This is a genomic window from Mycobacterium sp. IDUB_19 (assembly GCF_055419445.1).
This window is the reverse complement of record NZ_JBVAXR010000001.1, coordinates 335,491-348,941: the sequence shown is the minus strand read 5'-3', so window position 1 is coordinate 348,941 and position 13,451 is coordinate 335,491. Positions and strand designations below refer to the sequence as shown.

Below are 13,451 nucleotides of genomic sequence, written 5' to 3'. Positions count from 1 at the left end.
GGCCGATAGAAGGTTAGCCGAGGATCAGGCCGGACGTGGGTACGCCGGTTCCGGCGGTGACGAGGACGTGCTCGACGTCGGGCACCGGGTTCACCGATGTGCCCCGCAGTTGCCGCACGCCCTCCGCGATGCCGTTCATGCCGTGAATGTAGGCCTCGCCGAGTTGGCCGCCGTGCGTGTTGATCGGTAGCCGTCCGCCTATCTCGACAGCGCCGTCGGCGATGAAGTCCTTGGCCTCACCCTTGCCGCAGAAACCCAACTCCTCCAACTGAATCAGAGTGAACGGGGTGAAGTGGTCGTAAATCACCGCGGTCTGGATGTCGGCCGGCGAGAGGCCCGACTGCTGCCACAGCTGCTGACCCACCACACCCATCTCGGGCAAGCCCAGTTCGGGGCGGTAGTAGCTGACCATCGTGTACTGGTCGGGGCTGGCGCCCTGCGACGCCGCCTCGATGACGGCCGGACGGTGCTTGAGGTCCTTGGCGCGCTCCGCCGACGTCACCACGATCGCGACCGCGCCATCGGTCTCCTGACAGCAGTCCAGCAGCCGCAGCGGTTCGGCAATCCAGCGTGAATTCTGGTGTTCCTCAATGGTGATCGGCTTCTCATAGAAGTAAGCCTTCGGGTTCTTGGCGGCGTGCTTGCGATCGGCCACCGAGATTGCGCCGAAGTCGCGGCTGGTCGCCCCGGACCAGTGCATGTAACGCTGAGCGATCATCGCGACCTGCGCGGCGGGCGTCGACAGCCCGTGCGGATACGAGAAGGAGTTGTCGGCAGCCGTCGAATCAGCCTGCACGCCAGCATTTCCCGCCAACCGGGTCTGCACCTGGCCGAACCGCATGCCGGACCGTTCGTTGAACGCCCGGTAGGCCACCACAACATCGGCGATACCGGTGGCGACGGCCATTGCCGCGTGCAGGATGGTCCCACAGGCAGCACCACCGCCATACCCGGTCTGGGCGAAGAACTTCAGCTCACCAATGCCGACCGCCCGCGCCACCGCCGTTTCGTTGTTGGTGTCCATGGTGAAGGTCGTCAGCCCGTCGACATCGGCGGGACTCAGCCCGGCGTCGTCGAGGGCGTTGCCTACCGCCTCGGCCGCGAGCCGTAACTCGCTTCGGCCGGAGTCCTTCGAGAAGTCGGTGGCACCGATACCGACGATCGCCGCCTTACCCGACAGCATTAAGCGTCCCCAATCGTGAGTGTGGCCGTCGCGATCACGTGATCACCAAGGCTGTTGCGGCCCACCACTTTCACCGTGATCAACCCGTTCTCCACGGCGGTCACCTCGCCGGAGAAGGTCACCGTGTCGTAGGCGTACCACGGCACCCCCAGACGCAGCCCGATCGACTTGATCAGCGCCGACGGCCCCGCCCAGTCGGTGATGAAGCGCTGGACCAGACCGGTGTCGGTGAGGATGTTGACAAAGATGTCCTTGGAACCCTTGGCCTGCGCCAGGTCCCGGTCGTGGTGCACATCCTGAAAGTCCCTGGTGGCCAAGGCCGTCGAGATGATGAACGTGGGATCGCCGTAGAGCTTGAGCTCGGGCAGCGTCGTGCCCACTTCGATGACGGGTGCGCTCATGCTTGGGGCTCCCAGGCGTAGAGGGTCCACTGGGGGCCGGACTCGCCGGCCGGAAAGTCGATATAGGTTGCGCTAACCGGCATTCCGATCGCCGCCTCGGCCGGGTCCACCCCCCGTAGCTCGCCCAGCATGCGCACGCCTTCGTCCAGCTCCACCAGAGCGATCACAAAGGGCAGTGTGCGCCCGGGCACCTTGGGCGCGTGGTGCACGACATAGCTGTACACCGTGCCCGTACCAGCGGCCACCACGTAGTCGACCGGCTGCTCCTTGTCCTGCCACACCGCCGGGACCGGTGGGTGCTGCAGGCTGCCATCGGGCCGCCGTTGGATTCGCAGCTCGTGCGCAGTGACGCCCTCCCAGAAGAACGCGGTATCGCGCGACAACGCGGGACGCATCATGGCGTCGGGATCCAGGTCGGCGGGCACAGCAGACGGCGTGGCGTCATCCGAGGCCTCGCGCGGCTTGAATTTGAGGATGCGCCAAGCCATCTCGGCGACATCCTCGTCACCGACCCGCCAAGTGATGTGCTGGTTGATGAACCAGCCCTCACCGAGCCCGGTCTGCTTGGGGCCGACCACGTCGCGCATCTCGGAGGAGATAGTGACCTGCTCCCCGGGCTGCAGGTAGCGGTGGTAGGTCTGCTCGCAATTGGTCGCGACCACCCCGACGTAGCCCGCGTCGTCGAACAGCTTCATCATCGGGCCCATGGGATCGTCGGTCGGGCGATCCCCACCCTGACCGAACATGGTCCACACCTGGATCATGGCCGGTGGCGCGACGATTCCGGGGTGACCGGCGGCCTTGGCGGCGGCATCGTCCACGTAGATCGGATTGCGGTCACCCAGCGCCTCGACCCAATTGTTGATGATCGGCTGGTTCACCGGATCCCGGGCCGCGCGCGACTTTGCAACGACGGTGGCGGTGATCTCTGCGACGCGCTCCTTGATGTCGTTCGCGTCGGTCATCGGGGCACCCTCGGCACTTTGAGGCCGGACGCAGCGATCATTTCACGCATCACTTCGTTCACGCCTCCACCGAAGGTAATCACCAGGTTGCGCTTGGTCTGCGAGTCGAGCCATTCGAGCAGCTCGGCGGTGTCCGACTCGGCCGGGTTGCCGTATTTGCCGACGATCTCCTCAGCGAGCCGGCCGATGTACTGAATACTCTCGGTACCAAAGACTTTCGTCGACGCGGCGTCGGCCACGTTGATGTCCTCGCCGGCCGCGGCGACCTGCCAGTTGAGCAGCTCGTTGATCCGCCACATCGAGTAGATCTCACCGAGCGCTCGCTTGACGTCCTGGTGATCGATCGGCGTGACACCGTCACCACCGGGCTTGGATGCCCAGGCGTGCAGCCGGTCGTAGATGCCGGCGGTACGTCCCGCCGGGCCCAGCATCACGCGCTCGTTGTTGAGCTGCGTGGTGATCAGCCGCCATCCGCCGTTCTCCTCGCCGACCAGCATGTCGGCGGGCACCCGCACGTCGTTGTAGTACGTCGCGTTGGTGTGATGGGCACCGTCGGACAGGATGATCGGCGTCCAGGAGTAGCCGGGGTCCTTGGTGTCGACGATCAGGATCGAAATGCCCTTGTGCTTAACGGCTTCCGGGTCGGTGCGGCACGCTAGCCAGATGTAGTCGGCGTCGTGTGCGCCGGTGGTGAAGACCTTCTGTCCGTTGACGATGTACTCGTCGCCGTGGCGAATCGCGGTGGTACGCAAGGCCGCCAGGTCGGTACCGGCTTCCGGCTCGGTGTAGCCGATTGCGAAGTGCACCTCACCGGCCAGAATGGCCGGCAGGAACTTCTTCTTCTGCAGGTCGCTGCCGAACCGCTGCAGGGTCGGACCGACCGTCTGCAGCGTCACCGCGGGCAGTGGCACGTCGGCCCGGTGCGCCTCGTTGACGAAGATCGACTGCTCGATCGGCCCAAAGCCCAGACCGCCGAACTCTTTTGGCCATCCCACGCCGAGCTTGCCGTCCTGGCCCATTCGGCGGATCACCGCACGATAGGCGTCGTTGTGACGGTCGGACTCCATCGCTTTCGCCTCGTCGGACGAAATCAGATTCGAGAAGTATTCGCGAAGCTCCGCTTGCAGCGCACGCTGCTCGGGAGTCAGATCTATGAACATTGCGCTCCGACCAGGTCGAGACGATGAGATGACCCGCCCAGCAGCCGGGCCAGGTCCTTGATCGTCGAGTAGTACCGGTGCATGGGGTAGGTGATGTCCATTCCCATGCCGCCGTGCAGGTGGTGGCAGATCTGCATCACCGGCGGGGCCTGCGACGTGATCCAGTAGCCCAGCACGTCCAAGTCGTCGTCTGCGTCCCGGCCTTCGGAGAGGCGCCAGACCACTGACTTCGCCGCCAAATCGATGGTGCGCGAAGCGATGTAGACCTCGGCCAGCTGCGCGGCGACGGTCTGGAAGGTCGACAGCGGCTTGCCGAACTGCTTGCGCCCGGCCACATAGTCCGCGGTCAGCCGCAGCGCCCCGGCCACCAGCCCGTCGGTGAAGGCACCGATCGCCGCCAGCGCGAGCTCATTGACCCGGCGCGCGGTGGCACCGGCCAGCACGTCGGTGTCGGGAACCGCGACCGCGGCGAACGTCACCGTGTACTCGTCGGAACCATTCGACGTCGGGGTGCGAACCAGCTCCACACCGTCGGCCTTCGGCGACACCACGACGACCCCGCTGTCGGCCGTCACGATGATCCAATCCGCTTGTTCGGCATAGGCGACACCGACTTTGGTGCCCGACAACCGCCCATCGGCGATTGTGGTGGCGGGCCGGTCGGGCAGCGCCGAGCCGGGCTCGTTGAGCGCTGCGGTCAGCACCGCACCCTTGGCCCCTTTGATCAAGCCGGCCAGGAACCGGTCCTGTTGTTCGTCGGATGCCAGATCCACCAGCGGCACCACGCCGAAACCCAGCGTGGCCAGTGCCGGCGTGATGGCGCCGTGCCGGCCTACCTCGGTCAGCACCGTGGCGACCTCGGGCAGGCCGACGCCGTCGCCGCCGAGACGTTCGGGCACCGGCAGCGCCGTCACGCCCCCACTGACCAAAGCGTCCCAGCCCAAGTCCTTTTCGAGTACCGACGTGGCCACATCGGCGACAGCCTGCTGCGTTGCAGTGAGATCGAAATCCATCAGGAGTTAACCGCGCTCTTTCCGGTGTAGTCGACCTGCCAGTGCTTGATGCCGTTGAGCCATCCTGACCGTAGCCGCTCGGGCTCGCCGATCGACTTGATGTCCGGCATCTGATCGGCAACCGCGTTGAAGATGAGGTTGATGGTCATGCGGGCCAGGTTCGCGCCGATGCAATAGTGGGCGCCGGTGCCGCCGAAGCCGACGTGCGGATTCGGGTCACGCAAGATGTTGAAGCTGTGCGGGTCCTCGAAGACCTCTTCATCGAAGTTGGCCGACCGGTAGGACATCACCGCCCGCTGCCCCTTCTTGATCAAGACGCCGCCCAACTCGATGTCCTCGTTGGCGGTGCGCTGGAAGGCCGAGACCGGGGTGGCCCACCGGATGATCTCGTCGGCCGTGGTGGCCGGGCGCTCCTTCTTGAAGAGCTCCCATTGATCGGGGTTGTTCGCGAACGCGATCATGCCGTGCGTGATCGAGTTGCGCGTGGTCTCGTTGCCGGCGACCGCGAGCATCACCACGAAGAAGCCGAACTCGTCGTCGGAGAGCTTCTCACCGTCGATGTCGGCCTGGATGAGCGTGGTGACGATGTCATCGGTGGGGTTTTTACCCCGCTCATCGGCCATGGCCATCGCGTACATGATCAGTTCCATCGACGATTGCGCGGGATCGACGGTGGCGTACTCGGGGTCCGTGCCTCCGGTCATCTCGTTGGACCAGCGGAAGAGCTTGTCGCGATCCTCCTGGGGAACACCGAGCAGGCCCGCGATGGCTTGCAGCGGCAGCTCGCACGACACCTGCTCGACGAAGTCACCGCAGCCCTCGCTCGCCGCGGTCTTGGCGATGTTTTCGGCGCGCTGGGCCAGTTCGGCTTCCAGCCGTCCGATGGCCCGTGGCGTGAACCCGCGGGAGATGATCTTGCGCAGCCGGGTGTGATGCGGTGCGTCCATGTTGAGCATGACGCTGCGCTGCAATTCGACCTGCTCACGCTTCATCTCCGGCGGCCAGGTCGGGATGGCGCCGTTTAGCCAGCTCGAGAAGACGTCGCTGCGGCGCGACACCTCCTTGACGTCAGCATGCTTGGTGACGATCCAGTATCCGTTGTCTTCGAAGCCGCCCGAACCGCCTGGGATGTCAACCCAGTGGACCGGCTCTGCCCTGCGTAGCTCGGCGAGCTCCGCAACGGGCAGCCCGGCGAGGTTGACGTCGGGGTCAAGGAAGTCGAAGTCGGAGGGAATGTTGGGGGGTGCCATGTCTATGCGCTCCTCAATTGCAACGTGTTCTAGTTCCAGTAAAACACGGCTCCTGCGCAGATAAAAGGCAGGTCACCATCCTCGCTTGTCAGAGTAATGAAACGTGTTCTAGCCTGACGGAATGGGTAACCCTGTCATCGTCGAAGCAACACGCAGCCCCATCGGCAAGCGGAACGGATGGCTATCCGGTCTGCACGCCACCGAGTTACTGGGGGCCACGCAGAGGGCTGTCGTAGAGAAGGCCGGCATTGACGCCGGCGACGTCGAACAAGTCATCGGCGGCTGCGTCACGCAGTTCGGCGAGCAGTCCAACAACATCACCCGCGTCAGTTGGCTCGTCGCCGGCCTGCCCGAGCACGTCGGCGCGGCGACCGTCGACTGCCAGTGCGGCAGCAGCCAGCAGGCCAACGGTCTGATCGCGGGCCTGATCGCTGCGGGCGCCATCGACGTGGGCATCGCGTGCGGCATCGAGGCGATGAGCCGCGTCGGACTGGGCGCCAACGCCGGCCCCGATCGCGGGATCCTGCGGCCCGCGTCGTGGGACATCGATCTGCCTGACCAGTTCACCGCCGCCGAGCGGATCGCCAAGCGGCGCGGCATCACCCGCGAAGACATCGACCAGCTCGGCTTCGACTCGCAGCGCAAGGCTCAGCAGGCGTGGGCCGAAGGCCGGTTCGACCGCGAGATCAGTGGCATCGAGGCGCCGGTGCTCGACGAGCAGAAGCAGCCGACCTCCGACCGTCATGTCGTCACTCGTGACCAGGGCCTGCGCGACACCACGCTGGAGGGTCTGGCATCGCTGAAGCCGGTGATCGAGGGCGGGATCCACACGGCGGGTACGTCGTCGCAGATCTCCGACGGCGCGGCGGCGGTGCTCTGGATGGACGAGGACAAGGCCAAAGCATTGGGGCTCACGCCGCGCGCGCGCATCGTCAGCCAGGCGCTGGTCGGTGCCGAGCCGTACTACCACCTTGACGGCCCGGTGCAATCGACCGCCAAGGTGCTGGAAAAGGCCGGCATGAAGATGGGCGACATCGACATCACCGAGATCAACGAGGCTTTTGCGTCGGTCGTGCTGTCGTGGGCGCGAGTGCACAACCCCGACATGGACAAGGTGAATGTCAACGGCGGCGCGATCGCGTTGGGCCACCCGGTGGGCAGCACCGGCAGCCGGCTGATCACCACCGCGCTGCACGAGCTGGAGCGCACGGATCAGACCACCGCGCTGATCACGATGTGCGCGGGCGGCGCGCTGTCCACCGGCACCATTATCGAGCGCATCTAACCGCTCAGTGCTGGTCTCCGACGAGAGTCGCGTCGCGGCGGCGCAGGCGTACATCGACGCACTGGTCAGCCACGACGGCGACGCCGTTCCGTTCGCGACCGGATGCACCCGTATCGAACAGGGGATCAAGAACGGCTTCTCCGGAAACCACCTGCGGCGCAGCCTCAATCGCGGCCCGCAGTACCGTTTCCTCGCCGACACCACGCCGCCGGACTATTCCATCACCGGCGACGAGGTGCATGCCGCCTACGTGGTGCTGACCAAGGCGGCGTTCGGCGGCCGCCGCGTGGCCGCGCGGGTTGACGAGACATTCGTGATCCCCGCTGAAAGTCCAAGCGGACAAGCAGAAATCCACCACATCAAGGTCCGGTTTCACCCCTTCATCCGCCGTTAGGAACGCACAGCGCATGGAAAAACCAAAATCCCTCAATTCGCCCGTGGTCGGCTTCTTCATCAAGTGGATGTCGAAGGGCAACACCTGGATCTATAAGCGCAGCAACGGGAAACTCGGCGGCGTCTTCCAGAACAGCCCGGTCGCGCTGCTGACCACGACGGGCCGCAAGACCGGTGAACCGCGGGTGAGCCCGCTGCTCTACCTGCGCGACGGCAACCGCGTCATTCTGGTCGCATCCCAGGGTGGCCGCGACAAGCACCCGATGTGGTACCTCAACCTCAAGGCCAATCCCAAAGTGACGGTGCAGATCAAGGACGAGGTGCTGCAGCTGCAGGCGCACGACGCCAACGCCGAAGAACGCGACGAGTACTGGCCCAAGCTGGTGGCGATGTACTCCAACTTCGACGACTACCAGTCCTGGACCGACCGGGTGATCCCGGTCGTCATCTGCGACCCGGTCTAGCTCGCCGCCCAGTTCTCACCGAACGTGAACCACGGCGATAAATCAGCGAAAATACCGCCGCCAGTGCACGTTCGGTGTTAGCGCGCTAGGCCCCGTAGACCGGGACCGGCGGCCGGGACTTGGCCAGTAGGTCGGAGACGACCGGCCCGAGCTCGGTGGGATCCCAGCGTGCACCCTTGTCGATCTGTGGCCCATGCGCCCAGCCCTCGGCGACGCGAATCTTGCCACCCTCGACTTCGAACACCTTGCCGGTGACGTCGCGGGATTCGACGCTGCCCAGCCAAACGACAAGTGGCGAAACGTTTTCCGGCGCCATCGCGTCGAAAGCCTGGTCCTGCGTTGCCATCATCTCGGCGAAGACCGTCTCGGTCATGCGAGTCCGGGCGGACGGCGCGATCGCGTTGACCGTGACACCGTAACGGCCCATCTCAGCGGCGGCGACCAGCGTCAACGCCGCGATGCCGGCCTTGGCCGCGCTGTAGTTGCCCTGCCCGACGCTGCCCTGCAGGCCAGCACCCGAGCTGGTGTTAATGATCCGTGCGTCAACGGTTTTGCCCTCTTTGGACAACCCGCGCCAATACGACGCGGCGTGGCGCATCGTCGCAAAGTGTCCCTTGAGGTGCACGGCGATGACGGCGTCGAACTCTTCCTCGCTGGTGTTGGCCATCATCCTGTCGCGCACGATGCCGGCATTGTTCACCACGACATCCAGGCCGCCGAAGGTATCCACAGCGGTCTGGACAAGGGCGGCCGATTGGTCCCAGTCCGCGATGTTGGACCCGTTGGCGACGGCTTCGCCACCGGCAGCGGTGATCTCGTCGACCACGGTCTGCGCGGCGCTGCCGCCGCTCGCGGGTGATCCGTCCAGACCCACGCCGATGTCGTTGACCACGACGCGCGCGCCCTCGGCCGCGAAGGCCAGCGCATGCGCGCGACCGATACCGCCGCCCGCTCCGGTGACGATGACGACACGGCCGTCGACCACGCCCATATTTCCTGTCTCCTCTACTTGATCGCGCTGGCGTTCGTTGTGGCCAGATAGTGCGGCGCCTCGCCACCGCCGTGCACCTCCAACGAGGCGCCGCTGATGTATGAAGCCGCGTCGGACGCCAAAAAGGCTGTGGCCCAACCGACGTCCTCAGGCTTGGCCATCCGGCCCAGTGGCACATTCTTGGAGATGGCGGCGATCGACTCGGCGTCGCCGTAGAACAGGTCGGCCTGTTCGGTTTCGACCATGCCGACCACGCAAGCGTTCACCCGGACCTTGGGTCCCCACTCCACGGCCAGCGTCTGGGTCAGACTCTCCAGGCCGGCCTTCGCCGCCCCGTACGCGCCGGTGCCCGGGGACGGCCGCCGGCCGCTCAGGCTACAGATGTTGACGATCGACCCGCCGCCCGGCTGGTCCTGCATCTTCTCGTTGGCGCACTGCGAAACCAGTAGTGCACCAATGAGATTGAGCTCGATAATCTTGCGGTTGAACTTGGGGCTGGACTCCGCTGTTAGGACGTAGGGCGATCCGCCCGCGTTGTTGATGACGACGTCGAGCCGTCCATGCCGCGTGGCGATCGTGTCGATCAACGCCTGGACCGCGTCCTCGTCGCGAATGTCGCAAGCATGGAACTCATGCGGCGATCCCTCGACGGCGCGGCGGGCGCAGGTGATCACGGTCGCGCCCTGCTCGGCGAAAACCGCACTGATTCCGGCGCCTACGCCACGAACGCCGCCAGTGACTAGAACCACCCGCCCGGCCAACCCTAAATTGATGGCGGCGGCTGCTTCGGCGCGAGTCACTATGCTAGCGTACCAAGCAAGTGCTTGCTTAGGTAGTCGGCCTCAATTTCACGAGGAAGTGCCAATTGACCATCACATCCACCAGCACAGAACCGGGCATAGTCGCGGTCACCGTTGACTACCCGCCCGTCAACGCCATCCCGTCGCAAGGCTGGTTCGAACTCGGCGAGGCGATCACGGCCGCCGGGGCGAATCCCGAGACCCACGCTGTGATCCTGCGCGCCGAAGGCCGCGGATTCAACGCCGGTGTCGACATCAAGGAGATGCAGCGCACCGAGGGCTTCACCGCGCTGATCGACGCCAACCGCGGCTGCTACGCGGCGTTCCGCGCGGTCTACGAATGCGCCGTTCCGGTGATCGCCGCGGTGAACGGTTTCTGCGTCGGCGGCGGCATCGGCCTGGTCGGCAACGCCGACGTCATCGTGGCCTCCGACGACGCCACCTTCGGGCTGCCCGAGGTGGAACGCGGCGCGCTGGGCGCGGCCACACACCTGTCGCGACTGGTCCCGCAGCACATGATGCGGCGGTTGTTCTTCACCGCGGCCACCGTGGACGCCGCGACGCTGCACCACTTCGGCTCGGTGCACGAGGTGGTCCCCCGCGACGAGCTGGACGAGGCCGCCCTGCGAGTGGCCCGCGACATCGCGGCCAAGGACACTCGCGTGATCCGCGCGGCCAAGGAGGCGCTGAACTTGATCGACGTGCAGCGAGTCAACTCGAGTTACCGTATGGAACAAGGCTTTACGTTCGAGCTCAACCTCGCCGGGGTGTCCGACGAGCACCGCGACGCGTTCGCCGGTACGACGAAGGGCAAGGACGCGTGAGCGACAAGAGAACAACTCTCGACGACGCCGTCGCGCAATTGCGCAGCGGCATGACCATCGGCATCGGCGGCTGGGGGTCGCGGCGCAAACCGATGGCCTTCGTGCGTGCCATGCTGCGCACCGACATCAAGGACCTGACTGTCGTCACCTACGGCGGACCCGACCTCGGGTTGCTCTGCGCGGCGGGCAAAGTCAAGCGGGTCTACTACGGCTTCGTCTCGCTGGACTCGCCGCCCTTCTACGACCCGTGGTTCGCCAAAGCGCGCAGCGCCGGAGCGATCGAGGCCCGGGAGATGGACGAGGGCATGCTGCGCTGCGGTCTGCAAGCCGCGGCCCAGCGGCTGCCGTTCCTGCCGATCCGCGCCGGGCTGGGCAGCTCGGTGCTGGACTTCTGGGAGGGCGAGCTGGCGACGGTGACCAGCCCGTATACGGCACCGGACGGTGGACACGAGACGCTGATCGCGATGCCGGCACTGCGCCTGGACGCGGCGTTCGTACACCTCAATCTCGGTGACAGCCAAGGTAATGCGGCATACACCGGCATCGACCCCTACTTCGACGACCTGTTCTTGATGGCCGCCGAAAAGCGCTACCTGTCGGTGGAACGAGTGGTGTCCACCCAAGAGCTGATCAAGGCCGTGCCGCCGCAGGCACTGCTGGTGAACCGGATGATGGTCGACGGCGTGGTGGAAGCACCGAACGGTGCCCACTTCACTACCGCTGCACCGGATTACGGCCGCGACGAGAAATTCCAGCGACACTACGCCGAGGCCGCCTCGACCGAAGAGAGCTGGCAGCAGTTCGTCGCGACCTACCTGTCCGGCGGCGAGGCCGAATATCAGGCCGCCGTACGCACTTTCGCAGAGGAGGCGTCAAAGTGAGCACCCGAGCCGAAGTGTGTGCGGTCGCCTGCGCCGAGTTGTTCAGGAACGCCGGCGAAATCATGGTCAGCCCGATGACAAACATGGCCTCGGTCGGCGCGCGGCTGGCCCGGCTGACATTCTCCCCCGACATCCTGCTGACCGACGGCGAAGCCCAGCTGCTGGCCGACACGCCAGCACTCGGCGCCTCGGGTGACGTCGAGGGATGGATGCCGTTCAGCCGGGTCTTCGAGACACTGGCCTGGGGCCGTCGCCACGTGGTGATGGGCGCCAATCAGGTTGACCGCTATGGCAATCAGAACATCTCGGCGTTCGGATCGCTGCAGCAACCCAAGCGGCAGATGTTCGGCGTCCGCGGTGCGCCCGGCAATGCCATCAACCACGCGACCAGCTATTGGGTCGGCAACCACTCCAAGCGGGTGTTCTGCGAGAAGGTCGACATCGTCTGCGGAGTCGGCTGGGACAACGTGGACACCGACAATCCGGCGTTCCGTTTCGCCAACACGTACCGGGTGGTGTCGAACCTCGGCGTGTTCGACTTCGGCGGGCCCGGGCGCACCATGCGGGCGGTGAGCCTGCATCCCGGCGTCTCGGCAGACGAGGTCCGGGAGAACACGTCGTTTGAGATCGACGGCCTGGACGGCGCCGAAGAGACCCGGCTGCCGACCGACGACGAACTACGCCTGATCCGCGAGAGAATCGACCCGAAGGCCTTGCGCGACCGCGAGATACGGTCATGAAGCTGCGCACGCCGCTGACCGAGCTGGTCGGCGTCGAGCACCCGGTGGTGCAAACCGGGATGGGCTGGGTGGCCGGAGCACGGCTGGTGTCGGCCACGGCCAACGCCGGCGGGCTCGGCATCTTGGCATCGGCCACGATGACGCTGGACGAGCTGGCGTCGGCCATCGGCAAGGTCAAGGCCGCCACGGACAAGCCCTTCGGCGTGAACATGCGCGCCGACGCCGCCGACGCCGGTGATCGAGTCGAGTTGATGATCCGCGAGGGCGTGAAGGTGGCGTCGTTTGCGCTGGCGCCCAAGCAGGAGCTGATCGCCCGGTTGAAAGCTGCCGGGGTGGTGGTTATTCCGTCGATCGGAGCGGCCAAGCACGCGCGCAAGGTCGCGAGCTGGGGCGCCGACGCGATGATCGTGCAGGGCGGCGAGGGCGGTGGGCACACCGGACCCGTCGCCACCACGCTGCTACTGCCGTCGGTGCTGGACGCGGTGAAGGGCACCGGCATCCCGGTCATCGCGGCGGGCGGTTTCTTCGACGGGCGCGGGCTGGCGGCGGCGTTGTCCTACGGTGCGGCCGGTGTGGCGATGGGCACTCGATTCCTGCTCACCTCGGATTCCACTGTGCCCGAGGCGGTTAAGCGCCGCTACCTGGATTCTGCGCTGGACGGCACGGTGGTCACCACACGCGTCGACGGCATGCCACACCGGGTGCTGCGCACCGGGCTGGTCGAGAAGCTGGAAGGCGGTTCGCCGGTGCGGGGTTTGACCGCCGCGGTGCGCAACGCCGGCAAGTTCAAGCACATGTCGCAGATGACCTGGAGATCGATGATCACCGACGGCCTGGCGATGCGCCGCGGCAAGGAGATGACCTGGTCTCAGGTGGTGATGGCGGCCAACACCCCAATGCTGTTGAAAGCCGGGCTCGTTGAGGGCAACACCGAGGCCGGGGTGCTGGCTTCCGGACAGGTCGCGGGCATCCTCGAGGACCTGCCGTCGTGCGCCGAGCTGATCGAGTCGATCGTGCGTGAGGCAGTCGAGCACCTGCAAGCGGCTTCGGCGTTCATCGAATAGTCCGCCGAGTGTGACGCCACGGCGGCAAATGAGCGGA

At 65.8% G+C, this 13,451-nt stretch carries 15 protein-coding genes; 7 read left to right on the top strand and 8 right to left on the bottom strand.

What is annotated here, in order from left to right:
- Window positions 1–13: 13 nt before the first annotated feature.
- The 6 genes from ACZY0B_RS01630 to ACZY0B_RS01605 are packed head-to-tail and all read right to left on the bottom strand — an operon-like array spanning window position 14 to window position 5,972.
- Entirely contained in the window at window positions 14–1,183 is a 1,170-nt protein-coding gene (locus ACZY0B_RS01630; RefSeq protein WP_463762185.1) for a lipid-transfer protein, read from the bottom strand.
- Entirely contained in the window at window positions 1,183–1,584 is a 402-nt protein-coding gene (locus ACZY0B_RS01625) for a MaoC family dehydratase (protein ID WP_463762184.1), read from the bottom strand. Before ACZY0B_RS01625 ends, ACZY0B_RS01630 begins: the two co-directional genes overlap by 1 nt.
- Entirely contained in the window at window positions 1,581–2,549 is a 969-nt protein-coding gene (locus tag ACZY0B_RS01620) for a bifunctional MaoC family dehydratase N-terminal/OB-fold nucleic acid binding domain-containing protein (protein WP_463762183.1), read from the bottom strand. Before ACZY0B_RS01620 ends, ACZY0B_RS01625 begins: the two co-directional genes overlap by 4 nt.
- Complete coding sequence (gene fadE29, locus ACZY0B_RS01615) at window positions 2,546–3,709, bottom strand: acyl-CoA dehydrogenase FadE29 (RefSeq protein ID WP_463762182.1); 1,164 nt, start codon at window positions 3,707–3,709, stop codon at window positions 2,546–2,548. Before fadE29 ends, ACZY0B_RS01620 begins: the two co-directional genes overlap by 4 nt.
- Window positions 3,700–4,722, bottom strand: a complete 1,023-nt coding sequence (locus tag ACZY0B_RS01610; RefSeq protein ID WP_463762181.1) for an acyl-CoA dehydrogenase family protein — start codon at window positions 4,720–4,722, stop codon at window positions 3,700–3,702. Before ACZY0B_RS01610 ends, fadE29 begins: the two co-directional genes overlap by 10 nt.
- Window positions 4,722–5,972, bottom strand: coding sequence for a cytochrome P450 (locus ACZY0B_RS01605; protein ID WP_463762180.1), 1,251 nt, complete (start codon window positions 5,970–5,972; stop codon window positions 4,722–4,724). Before ACZY0B_RS01605 ends, ACZY0B_RS01610 begins: the two co-directional genes overlap by 1 nt.
- A gap of 121 nt (window positions 5,973–6,093) precedes the next feature.
- Here ACZY0B_RS01605 and ACZY0B_RS01600 point away from each other — a divergent pair, with 121 nt between their 5' ends.
- The 3 genes from ACZY0B_RS01600 to ACZY0B_RS01590 are packed head-to-tail and all read left to right on the top strand — an operon-like array spanning window position 6,094 to window position 8,114.
- On the top strand, window positions 6,094–7,257 hold the full coding sequence (locus tag ACZY0B_RS01600; RefSeq protein ID WP_463762179.1) for a steroid 3-ketoacyl-CoA thiolase: 1,164 nt from the start codon (window positions 6,094–6,096) through the stop codon (window positions 7,255–7,257).
- 7 nt (window positions 7,258–7,264) lie between these two features.
- Window positions 7,265–7,651 (top strand): DUF8021 domain-containing protein, encoded by a 387-nt coding sequence (locus ACZY0B_RS01595; protein WP_463762177.1) that lies wholly within the window; start codon window positions 7,265–7,267, stop codon window positions 7,649–7,651.
- A 13-nt stretch (window positions 7,652–7,664) separates the two neighbouring features.
- Window positions 7,665–8,114, top strand: coding sequence for a nitroreductase family deazaflavin-dependent oxidoreductase (locus ACZY0B_RS01590; RefSeq protein ID WP_463762176.1), 450 nt, complete (start codon window positions 7,665–7,667; stop codon window positions 8,112–8,114).
- Window positions 8,115–8,199: 85 nt separating this feature from the next.
- On the opposite strand, the gene ACZY0B_RS01585 is transcribed toward ACZY0B_RS01590, so the two are convergent.
- Both ACZY0B_RS01585 and ACZY0B_RS01580 read right to left on the bottom strand, forming a co-directional pair.
- On the bottom strand, window positions 8,200–9,105 hold the full coding sequence (locus ACZY0B_RS01585) for an SDR family oxidoreductase (protein ID WP_463762175.1): 906 nt from the start codon (window positions 9,103–9,105) through the stop codon (window positions 8,200–8,202).
- 14 nt (window positions 9,106–9,119) lie between these two features.
- On the bottom strand, window positions 9,120–9,905 hold the full coding sequence (locus ACZY0B_RS01580; protein WP_463762174.1) for an SDR family oxidoreductase: 786 nt from the start codon (window positions 9,903–9,905) through the stop codon (window positions 9,120–9,122).
- Window positions 9,906–9,970: 65 nt separating this feature from the next.
- Between ACZY0B_RS01580 and echA20 the strand changes: the two genes are divergently transcribed.
- The 4 genes from echA20 to ipdC are packed head-to-tail and all read left to right on the top strand — an operon-like array spanning window position 9,971 to window position 13,414.
- Window positions 9,971–10,729 carry a (7aS)-7a-methyl-1,5-dioxo-2,3,5,6,7,7a-hexahydro-1H-indene-carboxyl-CoA hydrolase gene (gene echA20, locus ACZY0B_RS01575; protein WP_463762173.1) on the top strand — a complete coding sequence of 253 codons (759 nt, stop codon included), beginning with the start codon at window positions 9,971–9,973 and terminating at the stop codon, window positions 10,727–10,729.
- Window positions 10,726–11,610: a cholesterol ring-cleaving hydrolase subunit IpdA gene (gene ipdA / locus ACZY0B_RS01570; RefSeq protein ID WP_463762172.1), complete on the top strand. Its 885-nt coding sequence runs from the start codon at window positions 10,726–10,728 to the stop codon at window positions 11,608–11,610. The genes echA20 and ipdA overlap by 4 nt, the downstream gene beginning before the upstream one ends.
- On the top strand, window positions 11,607–12,350 hold the full coding sequence (gene ipdB, locus ACZY0B_RS01565) for a cholesterol ring-cleaving hydrolase subunit IpdB (RefSeq protein WP_463762171.1): 744 nt from the start codon (window positions 11,607–11,609) through the stop codon (window positions 12,348–12,350). Before ipdA ends, ipdB begins: the two co-directional genes overlap by 4 nt.
- Window positions 12,347–13,414 carry a (3aS,4S,5R,7aS)-5-hydroxy-7a-methyl-1-oxo-octahydro-1H-indene-4-carboxyl-CoA dehydrogenase gene (ipdC, locus tag ACZY0B_RS01560; RefSeq protein WP_463762170.1) on the top strand — a complete coding sequence of 356 codons (1,068 nt, stop codon included), beginning with the start codon at window positions 12,347–12,349 and terminating at the stop codon, window positions 13,412–13,414. Before ipdB ends, ipdC begins: the two co-directional genes overlap by 4 nt.
- Window positions 13,415–13,451: the final 37 nt, after the last annotated feature.

What these genes read in the sequence shown, in the direction of transcription:
- ACZY0B_RS01630 (WP_463762185.1), bottom strand. Translation starts at nt 1,183, where the DNA reads ATGCTGTCGGGTAAGGCGGCGATCGTCGGTATCGGTGCCACCGACTTC.
- ACZY0B_RS01625 (WP_463762184.1), bottom strand. Translation starts at nt 1,584, where the DNA reads ATGAGCGCACCCGTCATCGAAGTGGGCACGACGCTGCCCGAGCTCAAG.
- ACZY0B_RS01620 (WP_463762183.1), bottom strand. Translation starts at nt 2,549, where the DNA reads ATGACCGACGCGAACGACATCAAGGAGCGCGTCGCAGAGATCACCGCC.
- fadE29 (WP_463762182.1), bottom strand. Translation starts at nt 3,709, where the DNA reads ATGTTCATAGATCTGACTCCCGAGCAGCGTGCGCTGCAAGCGGAGCTT.
- ACZY0B_RS01610 (WP_463762181.1), bottom strand. Translation starts at nt 4,722, where the DNA reads ATGGATTTCGATCTCACTGCAACGCAGCAGGCTGTCGCCGATGTGGCC.
- ACZY0B_RS01605 (WP_463762180.1), bottom strand. Translation starts at nt 5,972, where the DNA reads ATGGCACCCCCCAACATTCCCTCCGACTTCGACTTCCTTGACCCCGAC.
- ACZY0B_RS01600 (WP_463762179.1), top strand. Translation starts at nt 6,094, where the DNA reads ATGGGTAACCCTGTCATCGTCGAAGCAACACGCAGCCCCATCGGCAAG.
- ACZY0B_RS01590 (WP_463762176.1), top strand. Translation starts at nt 7,665, where the DNA reads ATGGAAAAACCAAAATCCCTCAATTCGCCCGTGGTCGGCTTCTTCATC.
- ACZY0B_RS01585 (WP_463762175.1), bottom strand. Translation starts at nt 9,105, where the DNA reads ATGGGCGTGGTCGACGGCCGTGTCGTCATCGTCACCGGAGCGGGCGGC.
- ipdC (WP_463762170.1), top strand. Translation starts at nt 12,347, where the DNA reads ATGAAGCTGCGCACGCCGCTGACCGAGCTGGTCGGCGTCGAGCACCCG.